The organism is Streptomyces venezuelae (genome assembly GCF_008642275.1).
Taxonomy (GTDB): domain Bacteria; phylum Actinomycetota; class Actinomycetes; order Streptomycetales; family Streptomycetaceae; genus Streptomyces; species Streptomyces venezuelae_E.
The window spans coordinates 3,452,477-3,468,980 of sequence record NZ_CP029189.1; the positions used below are offsets into that span (position 1 = coordinate 3,452,477).

The 16,504-nt window shown below is 72.5% G+C and carries 16 protein-coding genes; 7 read left to right on the top strand and 9 right to left on the bottom strand.

The window, feature by feature from the left end; genetic code table 11:
• Window positions 1–33: 33 nt before the first annotated feature.
• The 5 genes from DEJ51_RS15085 to DEJ51_RS15100 all read right to left on the bottom strand — a co-directional run bounded on the left by DEJ51_RS15085 (window position 34) and on the right by DEJ51_RS15100 (window position 3,858).
• On the bottom strand, window positions 34–879 hold the full coding sequence (locus DEJ51_RS15085) for a sulfurtransferase (RefSeq protein WP_150258049.1): 846 nt from the start codon (window positions 877–879) through the stop codon (window positions 34–36).
• A 177-nt stretch (window positions 880–1,056) separates the two neighbouring features.
• Complete coding sequence (locus DEJ51_RS35835; protein ID WP_350875872.1) at window positions 1,057–1,146, bottom strand: Ms5788A family Cys-rich leader peptide; 90 nt, start codon at window positions 1,144–1,146, stop codon at window positions 1,057–1,059.
• A gap of 155 nt (window positions 1,147–1,301) precedes the next feature.
• A complete protein-coding gene (locus DEJ51_RS15090; protein WP_150258050.1) occupies window positions 1,302–2,018 on the bottom strand; it encodes a DUF2993 domain-containing protein in 717 nt (238 codons plus the stop codon).
• A gap of 63 nt (window positions 2,019–2,081) precedes the next feature.
• Window positions 2,082–3,593 (bottom strand): hypothetical protein, encoded by a 1,512-nt coding sequence (locus tag DEJ51_RS35045; protein ID WP_223835820.1) that lies wholly within the window; start codon window positions 3,591–3,593, stop codon window positions 2,082–2,084.
• A 10-nt stretch (window positions 3,594–3,603) separates the two neighbouring features.
• Window positions 3,604–3,858: a MoaD/ThiS family protein gene (locus DEJ51_RS15100; protein WP_030011762.1), complete on the bottom strand. Its 255-nt coding sequence runs from the start codon at window positions 3,856–3,858 to the stop codon at window positions 3,604–3,606.
• Between the two features lie 461 nt (window positions 3,859–4,319).
• Here DEJ51_RS15100 and DEJ51_RS15105 point away from each other — a divergent pair, with 461 nt between their 5' ends.
• Together DEJ51_RS15105 and DEJ51_RS15110 are read left to right on the top strand one after the other, a co-directional pair.
• Window positions 4,320–5,093, top strand: a complete 774-nt coding sequence (locus tag DEJ51_RS15105; RefSeq protein WP_150258051.1) for a response regulator transcription factor — start codon at window positions 4,320–4,322, stop codon at window positions 5,091–5,093.
• 78 nt (window positions 5,094–5,171) lie between these two features.
• Window positions 5,172–6,194 (top strand): LacI family DNA-binding transcriptional regulator, encoded by a 1,023-nt coding sequence (locus tag DEJ51_RS15110; protein ID WP_150258052.1) that lies wholly within the window; start codon window positions 5,172–5,174, stop codon window positions 6,192–6,194.
• 7 nt (window positions 6,195–6,201) lie between these two features.
• On the opposite strand, the gene DEJ51_RS15115 is transcribed toward DEJ51_RS15110, so the two are convergent.
• Window positions 6,202–7,263, bottom strand: coding sequence for a MerR family transcriptional regulator (locus DEJ51_RS15115; RefSeq protein WP_223835821.1), 1,062 nt, complete (start codon window positions 7,261–7,263; stop codon window positions 6,202–6,204).
• A 141-nt stretch (window positions 7,264–7,404) separates the two neighbouring features.
• On the opposite strand from DEJ51_RS15115, the gene DEJ51_RS15120 reads away from it, so the two are divergent.
• The 3 genes from DEJ51_RS15120 (at window position 7,405) to DEJ51_RS15130 (ending at window position 10,877) form a co-directional block, all read left to right on the top strand.
• The gene (locus DEJ51_RS15120) at window positions 7,405–8,631 is read left to right on the top strand and encodes a S1C family serine protease (protein WP_150258053.1); all 1,227 of its coding nucleotides are present in this window, start codon (window positions 7,405–7,407) and stop codon (window positions 8,629–8,631) included.
• Between the two features lie 75 nt (window positions 8,632–8,706).
• On the top strand, window positions 8,707–9,438 hold the full coding sequence (locus tag DEJ51_RS15125) for a response regulator transcription factor (protein WP_150258054.1): 732 nt from the start codon (window positions 8,707–8,709) through the stop codon (window positions 9,436–9,438).
• Window positions 9,435–10,877, top strand: coding sequence for a sensor histidine kinase (locus DEJ51_RS15130; protein ID WP_150258055.1), 1,443 nt, complete (start codon window positions 9,435–9,437; stop codon window positions 10,875–10,877). The genes DEJ51_RS15125 and DEJ51_RS15130 overlap by 4 nt, the downstream gene beginning before the upstream one ends.
• Here the strand turns inward: DEJ51_RS15130 and DEJ51_RS15135 are convergent.
• Both DEJ51_RS15135 and DEJ51_RS15140 read right to left on the bottom strand, forming a co-directional pair.
• Window positions 10,857–11,723: a phosphatidylinositol-specific phospholipase C gene (locus DEJ51_RS15135; protein WP_150261940.1), complete on the bottom strand. Its 867-nt coding sequence runs from the start codon at window positions 11,721–11,723 to the stop codon at window positions 10,857–10,859. The genes DEJ51_RS15130 and DEJ51_RS15135 overlap by 21 nt on opposite strands.
• Window positions 11,724–11,906: 183 nt before the next feature.
• Window positions 11,907–12,476: a TetR/AcrR family transcriptional regulator gene (locus DEJ51_RS15140; RefSeq protein WP_150258056.1), complete on the bottom strand. Its 570-nt coding sequence runs from the start codon at window positions 12,474–12,476 to the stop codon at window positions 11,907–11,909.
• Between the two features lie 121 nt (window positions 12,477–12,597).
• Here DEJ51_RS15140 and DEJ51_RS15145 point away from each other — a divergent pair, with 121 nt between their 5' ends.
• Window positions 12,598–13,380: an alpha/beta fold hydrolase gene (locus DEJ51_RS15145; protein WP_150258057.1), complete on the top strand. Its 783-nt coding sequence runs from the start codon at window positions 12,598–12,600 to the stop codon at window positions 13,378–13,380.
• A gap of 100 nt (window positions 13,381–13,480) precedes the next feature.
• Here the strand turns inward: DEJ51_RS15145 and DEJ51_RS15150 are convergent, their stop codons facing one another.
• Entirely contained in the window at window positions 13,481–15,298 is a 1,818-nt protein-coding gene (locus DEJ51_RS15150) for a bifunctional metallophosphatase/5'-nucleotidase (RefSeq protein WP_150258058.1), read from the bottom strand.
• A gap of 169 nt (window positions 15,299–15,467) precedes the next feature.
• On the opposite strand from DEJ51_RS15150, the gene mshD reads away from it, so the two are divergent.
• Window positions 15,468–16,394, top strand: a complete 927-nt coding sequence (gene mshD, locus DEJ51_RS15155; protein WP_150258059.1) for a mycothiol synthase — start codon at window positions 15,468–15,470, stop codon at window positions 16,392–16,394.
• The last annotated feature ends 110 nt before the right edge of the window (window positions 16,395–16,504 follow it).

Consider the following 16,504-nt stretch of genomic DNA (forward strand, 5'->3'; position numbering starts at 1 on the left):
ACTACGAGGGCGTCGCGTGCCCCGGTGGTCTGGTTACTTGTTGGGGCCGAGCTCGATCGGCACGCCGACGAGCGAGCCGTACTCGGTCCACGAACCGTCGTAGTTCTTGACGTTCTCCTGGCCCAGGAGCTCGTGCAGCACGAACCACGTGAGCGCGGAGCGCTCACCGATGCGGCAGTAGGCGATGGTGTCCTTCGCCAGATCGACCTGCTCCGCCTCGTAGAGGGCGGTCAGCTCGTCGTCCGACTTGAAGGTGCCGTCGTCGTTGGCGTTCTTCGACCACGGGATGTTGCGGGCGCTCGGCACGTGGCCGGGGCGCTGCGACTGCTCCTGCGGGAGGTGCGCCGGGGCGAGCAGCTTGCCCGAGAACTCGTCGGGCGAACGGACGTCGACCAGGTTCAGGGAGCCGATCGCGGCCACGACGTCGTCGCGGAAGGCGCGGATGGAGGTGTCCTGGGCCTTGGCCTTGTACGTGGTGGCCGGGCGGTTCGGGACGTCCTTGCCGTCGACCAGGTCGCGGGAGTCGAGCTCCCACTTCTTGCGGCCGCCGTCGAGGAGCTTGACGTCCTGGTGGCCGTAGAGCTTGAAGTACCAGTAGGCGTAGGACGCGAACCAGTTGTTGTTGCCGCCGTAGAGGACGACGGTGTCGTCGTTGGAGATGCCCTTGGCGGAGAGGAGCTTCTCGAAGCCCTCCTGGTCCACGAAGTCGCGGCGGACCGGGTCCTGGAGGTCGCTCTTCCAGTCGATCCGGACCGCGTTGGTGATGTGGTTCTTGTCGTACGCGGACGTGTCCTCGTCCACCTCGACGATGACGACGTTGGCGTCGTTCAGGTGGGCCTCGACCCAGTCGGCGTCTACGAGGACGTCGCTGCGGCTCATGGTGTTCTCCTCCGGGGCAGTGTGCGGCGGGGCGGTGCGGGTGACGCGGTGCTGCGTGCCTGCGGGTGCGCTCAAGGTCCTGCGCGGGGAGGCGTCAGGGAGTCAGGAGGCTGGTGCGGTCACGCGGGAAGGGCCGTGGGGCCGTCGTCCGGTCGATGGAGCGGATGCGCTCACAGGTCACATGGATCGACAGAGCATGGCGGCGACGCGACACAGGTCTACTGCCCGTCGCTTCGTGAGGTCCGCCTGCTGATGCTTCATAGCCATGGATCGTAGGGACGAATCAGCCGCCCTGTCACCGGCGTGTCATATGGCGAGACAGGATCGTCCGAATATTGGGATACGAGGTCCCCGGGCGGCCGTCCGGCCGGGCCGGGGAGCCACCGTACGGTCCGTCCTTCTGCGGATCGGACCGCTCCGTCTCACGATCCGGCCACCACCACGTTCGCACCGCCGAGCACGAGGTGCACACCGGCCTCGTCCGAGGTCAGGGACGAGAGCTGGAGCCCGGCCGGCAGGCCGCTGCCGAGGTCGCGGTCGAAGTCGGTCTTCTTGCGGATCAGCTTCTCGACCAGCGGAACGCTCCCGCCGGGCACCTGGTCGGCACGCACTCGGACGATCTTGCCGCCCTTGGCCCCGGGAGCATCCTCAAGGGTGACGGTCGACACGACGCTGTGCGTCAGGGTCTTGCCGGCGACCTCGACCGCCGCGGTGACCTTGACCTTGCCCGGCGCCCCGCCGTAGGAGAGGGTCGCGCCGGTCTGCGAGGCCGCCGTCAGGTCGGCGTACGTGATGAGCGCGCTGCCCTCGGCCCGGGCGGCCGTGCCGCCGCCGTAGTCCGCGTCCAGCTTCACGCCGTGGAAGCTCGCGTCCAGCTCCGACAGGCGCGTCTTGCGGCCCTCGGCGGTGATCTCGACGCCCCGCAGCCTCAGGTCGACCTGGTCGAGATCGCGGCTGAGCAGCTGGGTCAGGAAGGGGAAGCCGTGGACCTCCACCTCCGAGGACCCGGCCAGGCCCTGCCGCGCCTGTATTCGGTCGGCCAGCCGGTCCTCGACGTAACTCGCGGCCCAGCGGTCCGCCCCCACGAACAGGGCCCCCAGAACCACTCCGACGATCACGACGACACGCAGGAAACGCACGTTCCCTCCCCCTACTAATCGGTACGTGCGTTCTAGTTGACCATGCCCGTCGTCGGGTGGGGATCAGCCCACCACCCGGCCGATCAGGTACACGGCGGGGGCGGCCGCCGCGAGCGGCAGGGCCACACCGGCCGTCATGTGCACGAACTTCGACGGGTAGTCGTACGCCGCCACGCGCAGGCCGACCAGCGCGCACACCCCGGCCGCGAGGCCGATCAGCGCCCCGCCCGCTCCGACCGAGGTCAGCCCGCCGACCGCGATGCCGGCGCCCGCGGCGGCGGCCAGCGAAACCCCGGCGGAGGGGACGGCGGGCAGCGGCAGCGCACGGGCGAAGACGGCGACCGCGACGGCCGCGGCGCCGACCGTGGCGGCCGCGGAGTCGGCCGCGAGATATCCGGCGCAGACGATGGCGAGGGCGGCCGAGGCCACCGAGGCCATGAGCCCGTACATCCGCTCGTCGGGATCGGCGTGGCTGCGCAGCTGCAGGACGAGCGTGAGCAGCACCCAGGCGCCGAGGGTCCCGACGATCGCGCCGGGCCCGTACGAGGGCTCGACGGCGAGCACGGCCACGTCCGCGACGACGGCTCCGGCGAAGGCGAGGGCGATGCCCTGGCGGGCGGGCCACATGCCGTTGAGGCGGAACCAGCCGGCCGCCGTGAGGCCCTGCAGGGCGATCAGCGGCAGGAGCAGGGCGTACTGCCCGAGGGCGGCGGCCACGGCGAGCAGCAGCCCGAGGACGGCGGTCAGTATGGCGGACTGCGGACCGGGGTCGATGATCGGCGACCGGCCCTCGGCGCGTGCCTGGGCGGGGTCGACGGCGCGCAGGGTGTTGCCGGCGAGGGTGGGCGGGGACCAGGAGGTGATCTCCTGCGGCTCACCGGGAGCCTCGGCCGTGTCCATGTCCGTGTCCGTGTCCGGGGTGGCTGCCGCCTGGGGCGGCAGGTAGGCGGTCTGCTCGGCGGCGGCCACGTCCGCGACCGGCGGCAGGTAGGCGGTCTCCTCGGCCGGCTGCTGCCGGGACTGGTACTGCTGGTCGTGCTCCGGGCCCGGGTAGGGCGGCAAGTAGGCCGTCTCTGCACCCTGCGGCCATCCCTGGACCGGATCCGCGGCGGGCGCCTGGGCCGCGGCCTCGTCCCGGAACCAGCTCTCCGGGGCCACCTGCTGCTGGTACGGCTCGGGGGCCGGGGCGTAGCCGTCCTGCCAGAGGCCCGGGGCCGCCGGGGAGGCCGGGGAGGCCGGGGTCGCCGCGGCCTCGTCCCGGAACCAGCCCTCCGGGGCCACCTGCTGCTGGTACGGCTCGGGGGCCGGGGCGTAGCCGTCCTGCCAGGGGCCCGGGGCGGCCGGGGCCGCCGGGGCCGCCGCGGGCTCGTCCCGGAACCAGCCCTCGGGCGCCACCGGCTGCCCGGGCACCGCGCCCAGCGGCGGATGCACCGGCTGGTGGCTGGTGTCCCAGGTGTCGGACTGCCAGGTCTGGGTCCCGTACGGGTCGTACGGGTCGCCCTGCTGGTGCTGCTGCTGGTGCTGGTCCTGCTGCTGCGCGTACTGCCGGCGCTGCTGTTCCTCAGGCGTACTCATCGGCTCCCGCTCACCCGCCCGCGAACGGCGGGAGCACCTCGACGGTGCCCCCCTCGGTCAGCGGAACGGAATCATGCGGGCGCTTGCCCACAGGCTCGTCGTTCACGAGGAAGGAGCAGCGCAGCAGGACCCTGGTCAGCTCCCCGGGGTGGCGTTCCCGCACGGCGTCGAGCGCCTCGGCCAGTGTGCGCGCCGAGTACGGCTCCTCCGCCGTCTTGGCCGCGGCTTTGGCCGCCGCCCAGTAGCGGATGGTTCCGGTTGCCACTGCTGCTCCCATCGTCGGCTCTCTACCGTCGGCCTCCATGATGGCCCCTCCCACCGCCGGCCCCGGCGTGCCCCGACGCGCCGGGTGTGCGCCCGGCCCGGCCCGGGGCACCGCTCGGCGGGCCCCCGAACCGGTGAAACCCGGGCATACGCTGGGCGGGAGCGTGGCATGAACCACAGAAGCGGAAGCCGGTGAAGCCTCGGCCGCCCGTCGGCGGGTGGGCTATTCTGCTTGGCGAGAGGATCCGGGCAACGTAGCCCCCGGGTCCTTTTGTGCTTTCAGCACGTTGAACGAACCGGGAACAGTGGTATCCATGCGGACCCCAGGGCGCGGGGACCGCAGGGACGCCGGGCAAGACGTACGAAGCAGAACCACGCATGTCCTCGACGGGACCGAGGAGGAACCGACGTGATGGACCAGCGAACCGTGCACCACCGTCCGACCCGGGCAGGTGGTCGGTCGTGAGCTCACTCCTGCTGCTCACCAACGCCCTGCAGCCGTCCACCGAGGTGCTGCCCGCCCTCGGCCTGCTGCTGCACAACGTCCGGGTCGCCCCGGCCGAGGGCCCCGCCCTGGTGGACACCCCGGGAGCCGATGTCATCCTCGTGGACGGCCGCCGCGACCTGCCGCAGGTGCGCTCCCTGTGCCAGCTGCTCCGCTCCACCGGTCCCGGCTGTCCGCTGATCCTCGTCGTCACCGAGGGCGGCCTGGCGGCCGTCACCGCCGACTGGGGCATCGACGACGTCCTCCTGGACACGGCGGGTCCGGCCGAGGTCGAAGCGCGGCTGCGCCTGGCGACCGGCCGCCAGCAGCTGGGCTCGGACGACTCCCCCATGGAGATCCGCAACGGCGACCTGTCGGTGGACGAGGCCACGTACTCCGCCAAGCTCAAGGGGCGCGTGCTCGACCTCACCTTCAAGGAGTTCGAGCTGCTCAAGTACCTCGCCCAGCACCCGGGCCGGGTCTTCACCCGCGCCCAGCTGCTGCAGGAGGTGTGGGGCTACGACTACTTCGGCGGCACCCGGACCGTCGACGTGCACGTACGGCGGCTGCGCGCCAAGCTCGGCCCCGAGCACGAGTCCCTGATCGGCACGGTCCGCAACGTCGGCTACCGCTTCGTCACGCCGGAGAAGGTCGAGCGGGCGGCGGCGGAAGCCGCGGCCCAGGCGGCCGCCAAGGCCGCTGCCCAGGCGGCCGCCCAGCCCACCGCCCAGCAGGCCCCGTCCGTCACCTGATCGGCCGAACACGCTGTGAGCATCCACTCGGCAGGACGCCCTGCCCAGAGGTAGGTCACCCCGCGTAGACTGCCGCGCGTGGCCAAGGTGACGCGGGATGACGTTGCACGACTTGCGGGTACGTCGACCGCCGTCGTGAGCTACGTCATCAACAACGGACCCCGGCCGGTTGCCCCGGCCACGCGCGAGCGTGTCCTCGCCGCGATCAAGGAGCTGGGCTACCGCCCGGACCGGGTCGCCCAGGCGATGGCCTCGCGGCGCACCGACCTCATAGGCATGATCGTCCCGGACGCCCGGCAGCCGTTCTTCGCGGAGATGGCGCACGCGGTCGAACAGGCCGCCGCCGAGCGCGGAAAGATGGTGCTGGTCGGCAACTCCGACTACCGCACCGAGCGCGAGGTCCACTACCTGCGGGCCTTCCTCGGCATGCGGGTGTCGGGCCTGATCCTGGTCAGCCAGGGCATGAGCGAGCAGGCCGCCAGCGAGATCGAGGCCTGGGACGCGCGGGTCGTGCTGCTGCACGAGCGGCCGGAGGCGATCGACGACGTCGCCGTCGTCACGGACGACATCGGCGGCGCCCAGCTCGCCACCCGCCACCTGCTGGAGCACGGGCACGAGTACGTGGCCTGCATCGGCGGCGTCGAGAACACCCCGTCCGTCGGCGACCCCGTCGCCGACCACGTCGAGGGCTGGCGCCGGGCCATGCAGGAGTCCGGCCGCTCGATCGAGGGCCGGCTCATCGAGGCCCCGTACAACCGCTACGACGCGTACCGGGTCGCCCTGGAGGTCCTGGCGCGGCCCGACCGGCCGACGGCCATCTTCTGCGCCACGGACGACCAGGCGATCGGTGTGCTGCGCGCGGCACGCGAACTGCGCATCGACGTGCCCGGGGAACTGGCCGTCGCGGGCTTCGACGACGTCAAGGAAGCCGCCCTCACCGACCCGCCGCTGACCACGATCGCCTCGGACCGCCCGGCGATGGCCCGTGCGGCCGTGGACCTGGTCCTGGACGACGGCCTGCGCGTGGCCGGATCCCGGCGGGAGCGGCTGAAGCAGTTCCCTTCGGCGCTGGTGGTCCGCCGCTCCTGCGGCTGCCACTGAGCGCGGGTCACGCGTCCAGCGTGCACGGCATCAGCAGGGAGAAGGCGTCCTCGGTGCCGGGCCGCCGGAGTACCAGCGGGGCCCTGGGGCCGACGTACTCCAGCGTCATGTCGTCCCCCACGGCGAGCGCGTCGAGGAGGAAGGCCGGGTTGACCCCGACCAGCTCCCCGGCGGAGCCGGAGCCGGAGCCCGGCCCGCTGCCGGGCTCGTGGGCCTCGTCGGCGACGGTCACCGTGTCCGTCAGGACGAGGGCGCACCTCTCGCCTTCCTGCCCGGCCAGGCCCTGCCGCAGCGCCGGCACGTCCAGCGGGATACGGCGGCCCTCGGGCAGCCGCGTCAGGCGGCGGTAGTCGGGGAACTCCTCGCCCAGGCCCTGCCCGGCGACCCGGCGGCCCTGTGTCTCCAGTTCGATCCCGTCCCCGTCCACGGTGAGCAGGGCCGGGGAGTCGCCGGCCAGCAGGGCCCGCATGGCGTCCACGAGGGGGGTCGGCACGGTCAGCCGGACCCGCTCGCCGCCGTGGCCGGTGGTGGAGGTCCGGGCCACGGCCATCCGGTAGCGGTCGGTGGCCACGACGTGCAGGTCCGTCCCCTCCGCGTCGAAGAGGATTCCGCCGAGCACCGGCAGCTCGGGGTCGGTGCCGGCGGCGAAGCGTACGGAGTCCAGCGCGGCCGCGAGCTCCGCGGCGGGCACGGTCAGCCGGGCGGTCAGGGCGGTGGTGGGCATGGTGCTCTCCTTGTGTCCGAGTCGGGCGCGTACCGCGGAGAGCGCGCCGCGCGCATCGGCGAGCTCGCGTTCGAGCCGCCGCAGGTGCCCGTCCAGCAGCAGGGGCACCAGGCCGGTGTCCCCGCCGGACCAGGCCGCCAGGACCAGCCGGACGTCGGCGAGCGGCATCCCCGCCTGGCGGAGCCGGGCCAGCAGCCGGGCCTCGTCGAGCTGTTCGGGCGCGTACCAGCGGTACCCGGTCGCCGGATCGACCCGGGCGGGAGGCAGGACGCCCGCGCGGTCGTAGAAGCGCAGCGCGCTCACGCCCAGCCCGCTGTCGCGGCCCATCTCGCCAATGCTGTGCATCTCGCTCTCCACACCCGTGACTCTGGGACCTCCACCAGGTCGAGGGTCAAGGCCGGTTCTCGTATCGGTCGCGGACGGTTCTGTCGGGCTTCTCAGGCCTGACTCAGGAAGCTCTCATGATCTCCGGTCAGAGTCGGTGACATGACCGACAGCTTCCGCCGCGAAGGCGAGTACCCGCAGGAGAACAGCCCGGCCCAGCACGCGCCGTTCGGCGCGTACCCCGCGGCCGGCGCAGGGGCGGCGGCCTACCCGCCGCCGCCCTCGTACCCGCCCGCCGCCCCCGGGTGGCACGAGGCGCACCAGCCGCAGCCGCAGGTCATCCGGGGCGAGACGGTCCCGGCGGGCGAGGGCGGCGCGGGCGGGAACGGCGGGTACGAGGGCGGCGGCCCTCACGGTCCCGCCCACGCCGCGGCACCCGCACCCGCACCCCGTGCCAAGCGGCCCGTCGCGCTGCTGGCCGCCGTGGCGCTGGCCGCGGCCCTGGTCGGCGGCGGCACCGCGGCCGCCGTCGGACAGCTGATGGACCGGCAGGCGGGCAGCACCGGCGGGGTCGACGGCACCACCGTCTCGCAGTCCAGCTCGGGCACCGTCGCCGGAGTCGCCGAGCAGGTCAGCCCCTCGGTCGTCCGGATCGACGTCCGCACCGGCTCCGGCCAGGGCACCGGCTCCGGGATCGTCCTCACCGCCGACGGCGAGATCGTCACCAACAACCACGTGGTGAGCGGCGCCGCCGAGATCCAGGTGACGATGAGCGACGGCAAGAAGTACGCCGCCAAGACCGTGGGCACCGACCCCGACAAGGACCTGGCCCTGATCAAGCTCCAGGGCGCCTCCGGGCTGAAGCCCGCCGTGCTCGGCGGGTCCGGCGGCGTGAAGGTCGGCGACCAGGTCGTCGCCATCGGCTCGCCCGACGGCCTCACCGGCACCGTCACCAGCGGCATCGTCTCCGCGCTGAACCGCGAGGTGAAGGTGCCGAAGTCGGAGCAGCAGGCCCCGCGGAGCCGGCAGCAGGGCGAGGACGGCTGGCCGTTCTCCTTCGGCGGCCGCCAGTTCAACGGGGACACCGGCTCCGACACCACCTCGTACAAGGCCCTCCAGACGGACGCCTCCCTCAACCCCGGCAACTCCGGCGGTGCCCTCGTCGACATGAACGGCCGGATCGTGGGCATGCCCTCGGCGATCTACTCCCCCGCCTCCGGCAACTCCGCCGCCGGCAGCGTCGGCCTCGGCTTCGCCATCCCGGTCGACACGATCAAGGCCGACCTGGACTCCCTGCGCAAGGGCGGCCCCGGCGGCACCGGCTCCTCCGACACGGGACCGGGATCCGGCTCCGGATCCGCCGCAAACGGCTTCGGCACCAGCTTCTGACCCGCCCGTGCGAGGCTGGAGGCGCCGTCACGTGCCGCACCCCACGGCCGACCACCACCCCTGGGAGATCCATCCATGAACCCCGCCGAAGGCGAAGCGCGGATCCTCGTCGTCGACGACGAACCGGCCGTACGCGAGGCCCTGCGCCGCAGTCTCGCCTTCGAGGGGTACGCCGTGCAGACCGCCGTCGACGGGCTCGACGCCCTCGACAAGGCGGCCTCCTACTCCCCCGACCTGATCGTCCTGGACATCCAGATGCCCCGGATGGACGGACTGACGGCCGCCCGGCGGCTGCGGGCCTCCGGCAGCGTCACCCCGATCCTGATGCTCACCGCCCGCGACACCGTCGGCGACCGCGTCACCGGCCTCGACGCGGGCGCCGACGACTACCTCGTCAAGCCCTTCGAGCTCGACGAGCTCTTCGCCCGCGTCCGCGCCCTGCTGCGCCGCAGCTCCTACGCCGCCCCGCAGAGCCCCGGCGAGAGCCACGAGGAGGCGCTGACCTTCGGCGACCTCCGCATGGACCTCGTGACCCGCGAGGTCACCCGGGCCGGGCGGCCGGTGGAGCTGACCCGGACCGAGTTCACGCTGCTGGAGATGTTCCTCGCGCACCCGCGCCAGGTCCTGACCCGCGAGCAGATCCTCAAGACCGTCTGGGGCTTCGACTTCGAGCCCAGCTCCAACTCCCTGGACGTGTACGTGATGTACCTGCGCCGCAAGACCGAGGCCGGCGGCGAGCCGCGCCTGGTCCACACCGTGCGCGGGGTCGGCTACGCCCTGCGCGCCGGCGAGAGCGGGCCCGAGTGAGCCCGACGGCCAGATTCCGCGCGCTGCCGCTGCGCTCCCGCCTCGCCCTGCTGGTCACGGTGGCGGTGGCGCTCGCGGTGGCCACGGTGTCGGGGGTGTCCTGGGTGATGGTGCGCGCCGAACTCGGCAACCAGCTGAACCAGTCCCTGATGTCCACCAACCCGACCACGCAGGTCCTGGACCGGCTCAGCCAGGGCTGTCCGCCGCGTCCCGCGGCACAGGTCCAGCAGGACATCGCCGAGAAACTGAACGCGACCGTCCAGATCGTCACCGCGGACGGCAGCCACTGCTGGGTGAGCGGGCAGACCGATCTGCCGGTCACCGCTGCGGACAAGGAGGTCGCGGCGGGCAGGAAGCCCAAGGTCCTGCACGACGCGACGACCGACAACGGCGTCGCGATGCGCGTCTACACCTTCGCGGCACAGACCCGGCCCGGCGGGCCGATCTTCGCGGTCTCGGTGGCCCGGCCGCTGGCCGACGTCGACAAGCCGCTGTCCACCCTGGCCTGGGTGCTGCTGCTGGTTTCCGCCCTCGGGATCGCCGGCGCGGGCGCGGCCGGCCTGTGGGTGGCCCGTACGGGGCTGCAGCCGGTCGACGAACTGACCGACGCCGTCGAGCACATCGCCCGGACCGAGGACCTGACCGTCCGGATCCCCGACGAGGGCGACGACGAGATCGCCCGCCTTTCGCGGTCCTTCAACTCGATGACGGCGGCCCTCGCCTCCTCCCAGGAGCGGCAGGCCCAGCTGATCGCGGACGCCGGGCACGAGCTGCGCACCCCGCTGACCTCGCTGCGCACCAACATCGAGCTGCTCGCCCGCAGTGAGGAGACCGGCCGGGCCATCCCGCCCGACGACCGGCGGGAGCTGCTGGCCTCGGTCAAGGCGCAGATGACGGAGCTGGCCTCGCTGATCGGCGACCTGCAGGAGCTGTCCCGGCCGGACGCGGCCTCGCCCGGCCCGCTCGGGGTGGTCGCCCTGCACGAGATCGCCGGGACCGCGCTGTCCCGGGTCCGGCTGCGCGGACCGGAGCTCCGCTTCGACTCGGACCTGGGGCCCTGGTACGTACGCGGTGAGGCGGCGGCGCTGGAGCGGGCCGTGGTCAACGTGCTGGACAACGCGGTGAAGTTCAGCCCGCCCGGCGGCACGGTCTCGGTGACGCTGCGGGCGGGCGAGCTGACCGTACGGGACCACGGCCCGGGCATCCCGGCCGAGGACCTGCCGTACGTCTTCGAGCGGTTCTGGCGGTCCGAGTCGGCCCGCGCCCTGCCCGGCAGCGGGCTGGGCCTGTCGATCGTGGCCCGTACGGCGGCGCGGTCGGGCGGCAGCGCCGAGCTGCGGGCGGCGGCGGACGGCGGGCCGGGCACGGAGGCGGTGCTCCGGATCCCGGGGGCGCCTACCCCGCCGCCGTCCGATCCGTCAGTTGTGCCGGATCAGTGAGGCGACCAGGCCGGAGCGGGTGTTCGGGAAGTCCATCGGGACGATGCCGAGCCCGGTCCGGCCCGACATCTCCCCGCCGTCGACGAAGCCGTGGACCTGCGGGTTGAGCCGGTCGGAGTTCCAGCGCGGCGGCATGTACGCCGCGGTGCTGACGTAGTTGACGAAGAGCTTGCCGGGCTGGGCGACGGCCTTGCGGAAGTGGTTCTCGATCCGGCCGCGCTTGGCGAAGGGCTCGGTGTTGTAGTCGTCCTGGATGTCGAAGACGTTGCCGTCGCCGTAGCGCAGGCCCGGCAGGCCGCCGTTGTCGGCGAGCAGGACGACCTTGCCGCGGGCCTGTCCGAGGGAGGGCAGGGTGTCGGCGATCCGGAACAGGGGCCGCCAGCCGCGGTGGTCCAGGTAGTCGTCGAAGACGGCGCGGAAGGTGGCGTCGCTCTCGCCCGAGTACTCCTGCTTGACGCGCATCAGGACGGTCTCGGAGGGGTGTGCGGCGAGGAAGTTCCAGCAGGCGACGAGGACGTCCCCGAACATCAGGTCCTGGAAGAAGGCCGCGTGGTGGATGGCGAAGGAGCCGCCCGTGACCCGGCAGCGGACGTCGAGGAAGCGGATTCCGGAGTCGAGCTGCTGGGCGATCGAGGTGTTCTGGCAGGCGACGTAGAGGCCGCCCTTGGTGGCGCCGGAGTCGTGGGTGCCGGGGATGGTCATGCGCTGGAGGGCGGTGGAGTCGCCGAGGCCGGCCATCCAGTCCTGGGTGCCGAGGGCCGCCGCGGCGGCCGGGGCGGATGCGGCGGCGAGTCCGGCGACCGCTCCCGCGGCCAGCGCTCCGGCCAGGAAGGCGCGGCGGCCCATGCCCGTACCCGTGCTCGTGCCCGTGTCTGTGCCCGTGCTCGCGCCGGTGATCCCGGTCGTTCTCGTGCTCGTGCCGGTGACCCCGCCCGCGCTCGTGACCGTACCCATGCCCGCCCCTTCGCCGACCCGGTGATGGCCGGATTATGGCGTGGACACGTCACAGTTTCTACCCGTCGGTAGTGGTCAGTCTTCGAGCAGCCCGACCATCTCCCGCAGCCCCCGGAGCAGCTCCCCGCCGTCCGGCGCCTGCTCCGGATCGGTCAGGGTCTGCACCATCACCCCGCTCAGCAGCGCGATGTGCATCGAGCCGAGGGCGCGTACGTCGGCCTCCGACACCTCGGCCTCCGGCACCCCGCGCAGCGCCGCGGCCACCATCCGGCGGTTGCGGCGCTGCCCCTCGGCCAGGATCGCCAGCAGCTCGGGCGAGGACTGGGCGTGCACGAAGGCCTCCACGGAGGCCAGCCACAGCCACCGCGTCTCACCGAAGTCCCGGATCTTGCGGTCCCAGGTGTCGGCGTACCGCTCTCCCGCGGTCTCACCCTGCCCGGTCAGCCGGCCGGAGCCCGCGGCCCACTCCTCCATCGCGGCGAACAGCGCCTGGTTGAGCAGGGCCTCCCGCGATCCGAAGTGGTAGCCGATCGCGGCCATGCTCACGTCCGCGGCCGTGGCGACGTCGCGCACGGTCGTGCGCAGATAGCCCTTCTCCTCCAGGCAGCGCCGGGCTCCGGCCAGCAGGTCCTCGCGATTTCCCATGCCGGGATCGTATCCACCGACTTATTGGGCAAGCGCGCAAGACAAACGTATTGCGCGCTTGCCCAAATCCTGGCAGGCTGCGGTCAACGGATGATCCACAGGCCTACGGGAGGCACACGCCATGCGCCACGAGCTGAAGATCGACGACCGGACCCTCTCCTACCTGGACTTCGGCGGCCCCGGCCGCCCGCTCCTCGCCCTCCACGGCGGCATGTCCGAAGCCCTCGCCTTCACCGGCCTCGCCGAAGCCCTCGGCGACAGCCGGCGGGTCATCGCCCCCGACCAGCGCGGCCACGGGGACTCCGACCGCGCACCCGACTACCACCGCGAGGGCTACGTCTCCGACGCCGTCGCCCTCCTCGACCACCTGGGCCTGGACGCCCCCGTCGACCTCCTCGGCTACTCCCTCGGCGGACTCAACGCCTACCACCTGGCCGCCGCCCACCCCGACCGGATCTCGGCACTCGTCGGCGTCGACGCCACCGTCGAGATCCGCATTCCCGACGGGCCGAACTGGTTCGACTTCCTCGGCGGCCTCCCCTACACCGCCCCCACCCGCGAGGAACTCCTCGCCGCCGCCGGACCCGCCGCACCCTTCGTCGCCGACGGACTGCGCCCCCTGCCCGACGGCACCGGCTGGCGCCTGGCCCACCACCCGCAGGACATGCTCGACTCCATCCACGCCTGCGCCGGCGACCACTGGGACACCTGGCTCGCGAGCACCTGCCCCGCCCTGCTGATCCACGGCACCCGCAGCCAGGCACTCAGGCAGCCCGTCGCCGACGCGATGACCGCCCGGCGACCGAAGACCTCGTACACCCCCCTCGACGGCGACCACTTCGTGCCGTTCACGGACCCGGACGGGTTCCACACGGCCGTCAGGACCTTCCTCGCAAGCCTCTGACCCGCGACGGTCCCCGCGCCACGGGGGTGCACGGGGAAACGCCGAAGGGGCGGCGGGCCGACCGGCCCACCGCCCCTTCGGGCGCGCTGCGTGCGGGGGGTTACTTGACGACGGTGATGCGGTTCGCCGCCGGCGGGGCGATCGGAGCCGCCGCCGAGGAGTTCTTCGTCAGGTAGGCGTTGAAGCAGTCCAGGTCGGACGCGCCCACCAGCTTGTTCTTGTGCTCCTTCAGGACGGTGAAGCCGTCACCGCCGCCCGCGAGGAACTCGTTCATCGCGACCCGGTAGGTCTTGGCGGGGTCGAGCGGCACACCGTTCAGCTTCACCGAGTCCACGACGATGCGGTCCACGCCCGCCTTGGTCATGTCCAGGGTGTACGTGAAGCCCTTCGACACCTGCAGGATCTTCGGGTTCGGGCCGTTGACCGGACCGCTGACCTGCTGCTGCAGCGCGGTGATCAGCTGCGCGCCGGTCAGGTCCACGATGTTCATCATGTTGGTGAACGGCTGGACCGTGAAGGACTCGCCGTACGTCACCACACCGTCGCCCTCGTCACCCGAGGCCTTGTACGCGAGGTCCGAACGGATACCGCCCGGGTTCATGATCGCCAGCTGTGCACCGCCCTTGTCCGCCGGGGCGAGCGCCTCCAGCTGGGCGTCGGCGATCAGGTCGCCGAGCGGCTTCTCGGGCGCCTCGCTGCCGCGGCCGGGGATGTCGGCCGAGATGAAGCCCTGCGGACGGTTGGCGATCGGGGCCGCCAGCGCCTTCCAGCGGTCGATCAGCTCGGTCATGTCCGGAGCCTTCGGCTGCTCCCGGCCCACGATCTTGTTCACCGGCTTCGGCGAGGTGACCGGCGTACGGACGATGTCCTTGGTCTGCCGGTCGTAGGTGAGGGTGGTGTCGGTGAACAGGCGGCCGATGGAGGCGGCCGAGGTCACCGTGCGCGGGTTGCCCGCCGGGTCCGGGATGTTGCAGGCGTAGGCCTGGTGCGTGTGGCCGGTGACCAGCGCGTCGACCTTGGCGTCCACGTTCTTGGCGATGTCCACGATCGCGCCCGAGATGCCGGCTCCGGCACCCGGGACGTCGCAGTCGTAGTTGTACGCGCCGTTGGCGGGCAGACCGCCCTCGTGGATCAGCGCGACGATCGACTTCACGCCCTGCTTGTTCAGCTCGGCGGCGTACTTGTTGATCGTCTCGATCTCGTCGCCGAACTTGAGGCCCTTGACGCCCTCGGCGGTCACGACGTCCGGAGTGCCCTCCAGGGTGACGCCGATGAAGCCGATCTTCACGTCCCCCTTCTTCCAGATGTACGTGGGCGACATCAGCGGACGCTTGGTCTTCTCGTCCGTGACGTTGGCCGCGAGGTACTGGAATTCGGCGCCGGTGAACTCCTTGCCGTACTCGAAGCAGCCCTCGACCGGGTGGCAGCCGCCGTAACCCATGCGGCGCAGCTCGGTCTTGCCCTCGTCGAACTCGTGGTTGCCGACGCTGGAGACGTCCAGGCCGATCTTGTTCAGCGCCTCGATGCTCGGCTCGTCGTGGAAGAGCCCGGACAGCATCGGGCTGCCGCCGATCATGTCACCGGCCGCGGCCGTGACCGAGTACTCGTGGCCCTTGCGGGCCTCGCGCAGGCTGGTCGCGAGGTACTCGACACCGCCCGCCGGTATGGCCTTCGTGGTGCCGTCGGCCTGACGCTCGGTCACGGTGCCGGAGGAACCCTGCGGGGGCTCCAGGGTGCCGTGGAAGTCGTTGAACGACAGCATCTGCACATCGACGGTCCGGCTCTTGGCCGCACCGCCACCACTCGCGGCACCGGCCGGCAGTGCGGCGGCGACCATGGCCCCGGCCCCGGCCGTGACGGCGAGGGCGGTGAGGGTCAACCGGCGGGTTCGAAGGTGCCGTTGTGGCGTCGCTGACATTAAATCCCCTTATCTGACAGCGGAGGGACGTGGGAGGTCCGCCGAAGCCTATGGTCAACGCGCGTAGCTCTACCAGGGGGTAGGGGTATCGCGTTGGTTACGCGCAGAAGAAGGACCGACCTCGCGCCCGCACTCCGCCCGTCACCCGCGGCGGTCGTAGGCTCGTCCCATGACTGACGCAGCAGCGGCCCTGGAGCCGGGACGGCAGATTCAGACCCTCGACGAGCTGACGGAGGAACAGGCGATCGCCGTACTCGACCTGATCGAGGACGCGGCACGCACCGACGGCACCACCGCCGTGTCCGAACAGGGGCGGCTCCAGCTGCGCGGCGGTCCGCGCGAGGGCATCCGGCACTTCCTGCTCACCGAGAACGGCCGGCTCTCCGCCTACGGGCAACTGGAGGACACCGACCCGGTCGAGGCCCCGGCCGCCGAACTCGTCGTGCACCCGGCCCTGCGCGGCCGCGGGCACGGGCGGGCCATGGGCACGGCCCTGCTGGCCGCCTCCGGCAAACGGCTGCGGGTATGGGCGCACGGCGGCAAGTCGGCCGCCCGCCACCTCGCCCAGGTGCTCGGCCTGACCCTCTTCCGCGAGCTGCGCCAGCTGCGCCGGCCGCTGGCGGACGGTGACCCGCTGCCGGAGCCGGTGCTCCCGCCCGGGGTGACCGTACGGACCTTCGTACCCGGCGTCGACGACACGGCCTGGCTCACGGCGAACGCCGCCGCCTTCGCCCACCACCCCGAGCAGGGCTCGCTGACGCAGCGCGACCTGGACGACCGGATCGCGCAGCCGTGGTTCGACCCCAAGGGCTTCTTCCTCGCGGAGCGCGACGGCGAACTGGTCGGCTTCCACTGGACCAAGGTCCACGCGGCGGAGCAGCTGGGCGAGGTCTACGTGGTCGGCGTCCGCCCGGGCGCCCAGGGCGGCGGCCTCGGCAAGGCCCTCACCGCGATCGGCCTGCGCCACCTGGCGGCCCAGGGCCTGCCGACGGCCATGCTCTACGTGGACGCCGACAACCCGGCGGCCCTGGCCGTGTACGCGGGCCTCGGCTTCACCACCCACGAGGTCGACCTGATGTACCGCACGGAAAGCTGACCGCCCGCCCCGCCCCACGCCCGTCCCCCCAGGCCCCGCCGCCCCCTCAGCCCCGCCGCCCCCGTCAGCCCCGCCGCTCCCCTCAGCCCCGTCGGCGTTTGAGGCGCGGG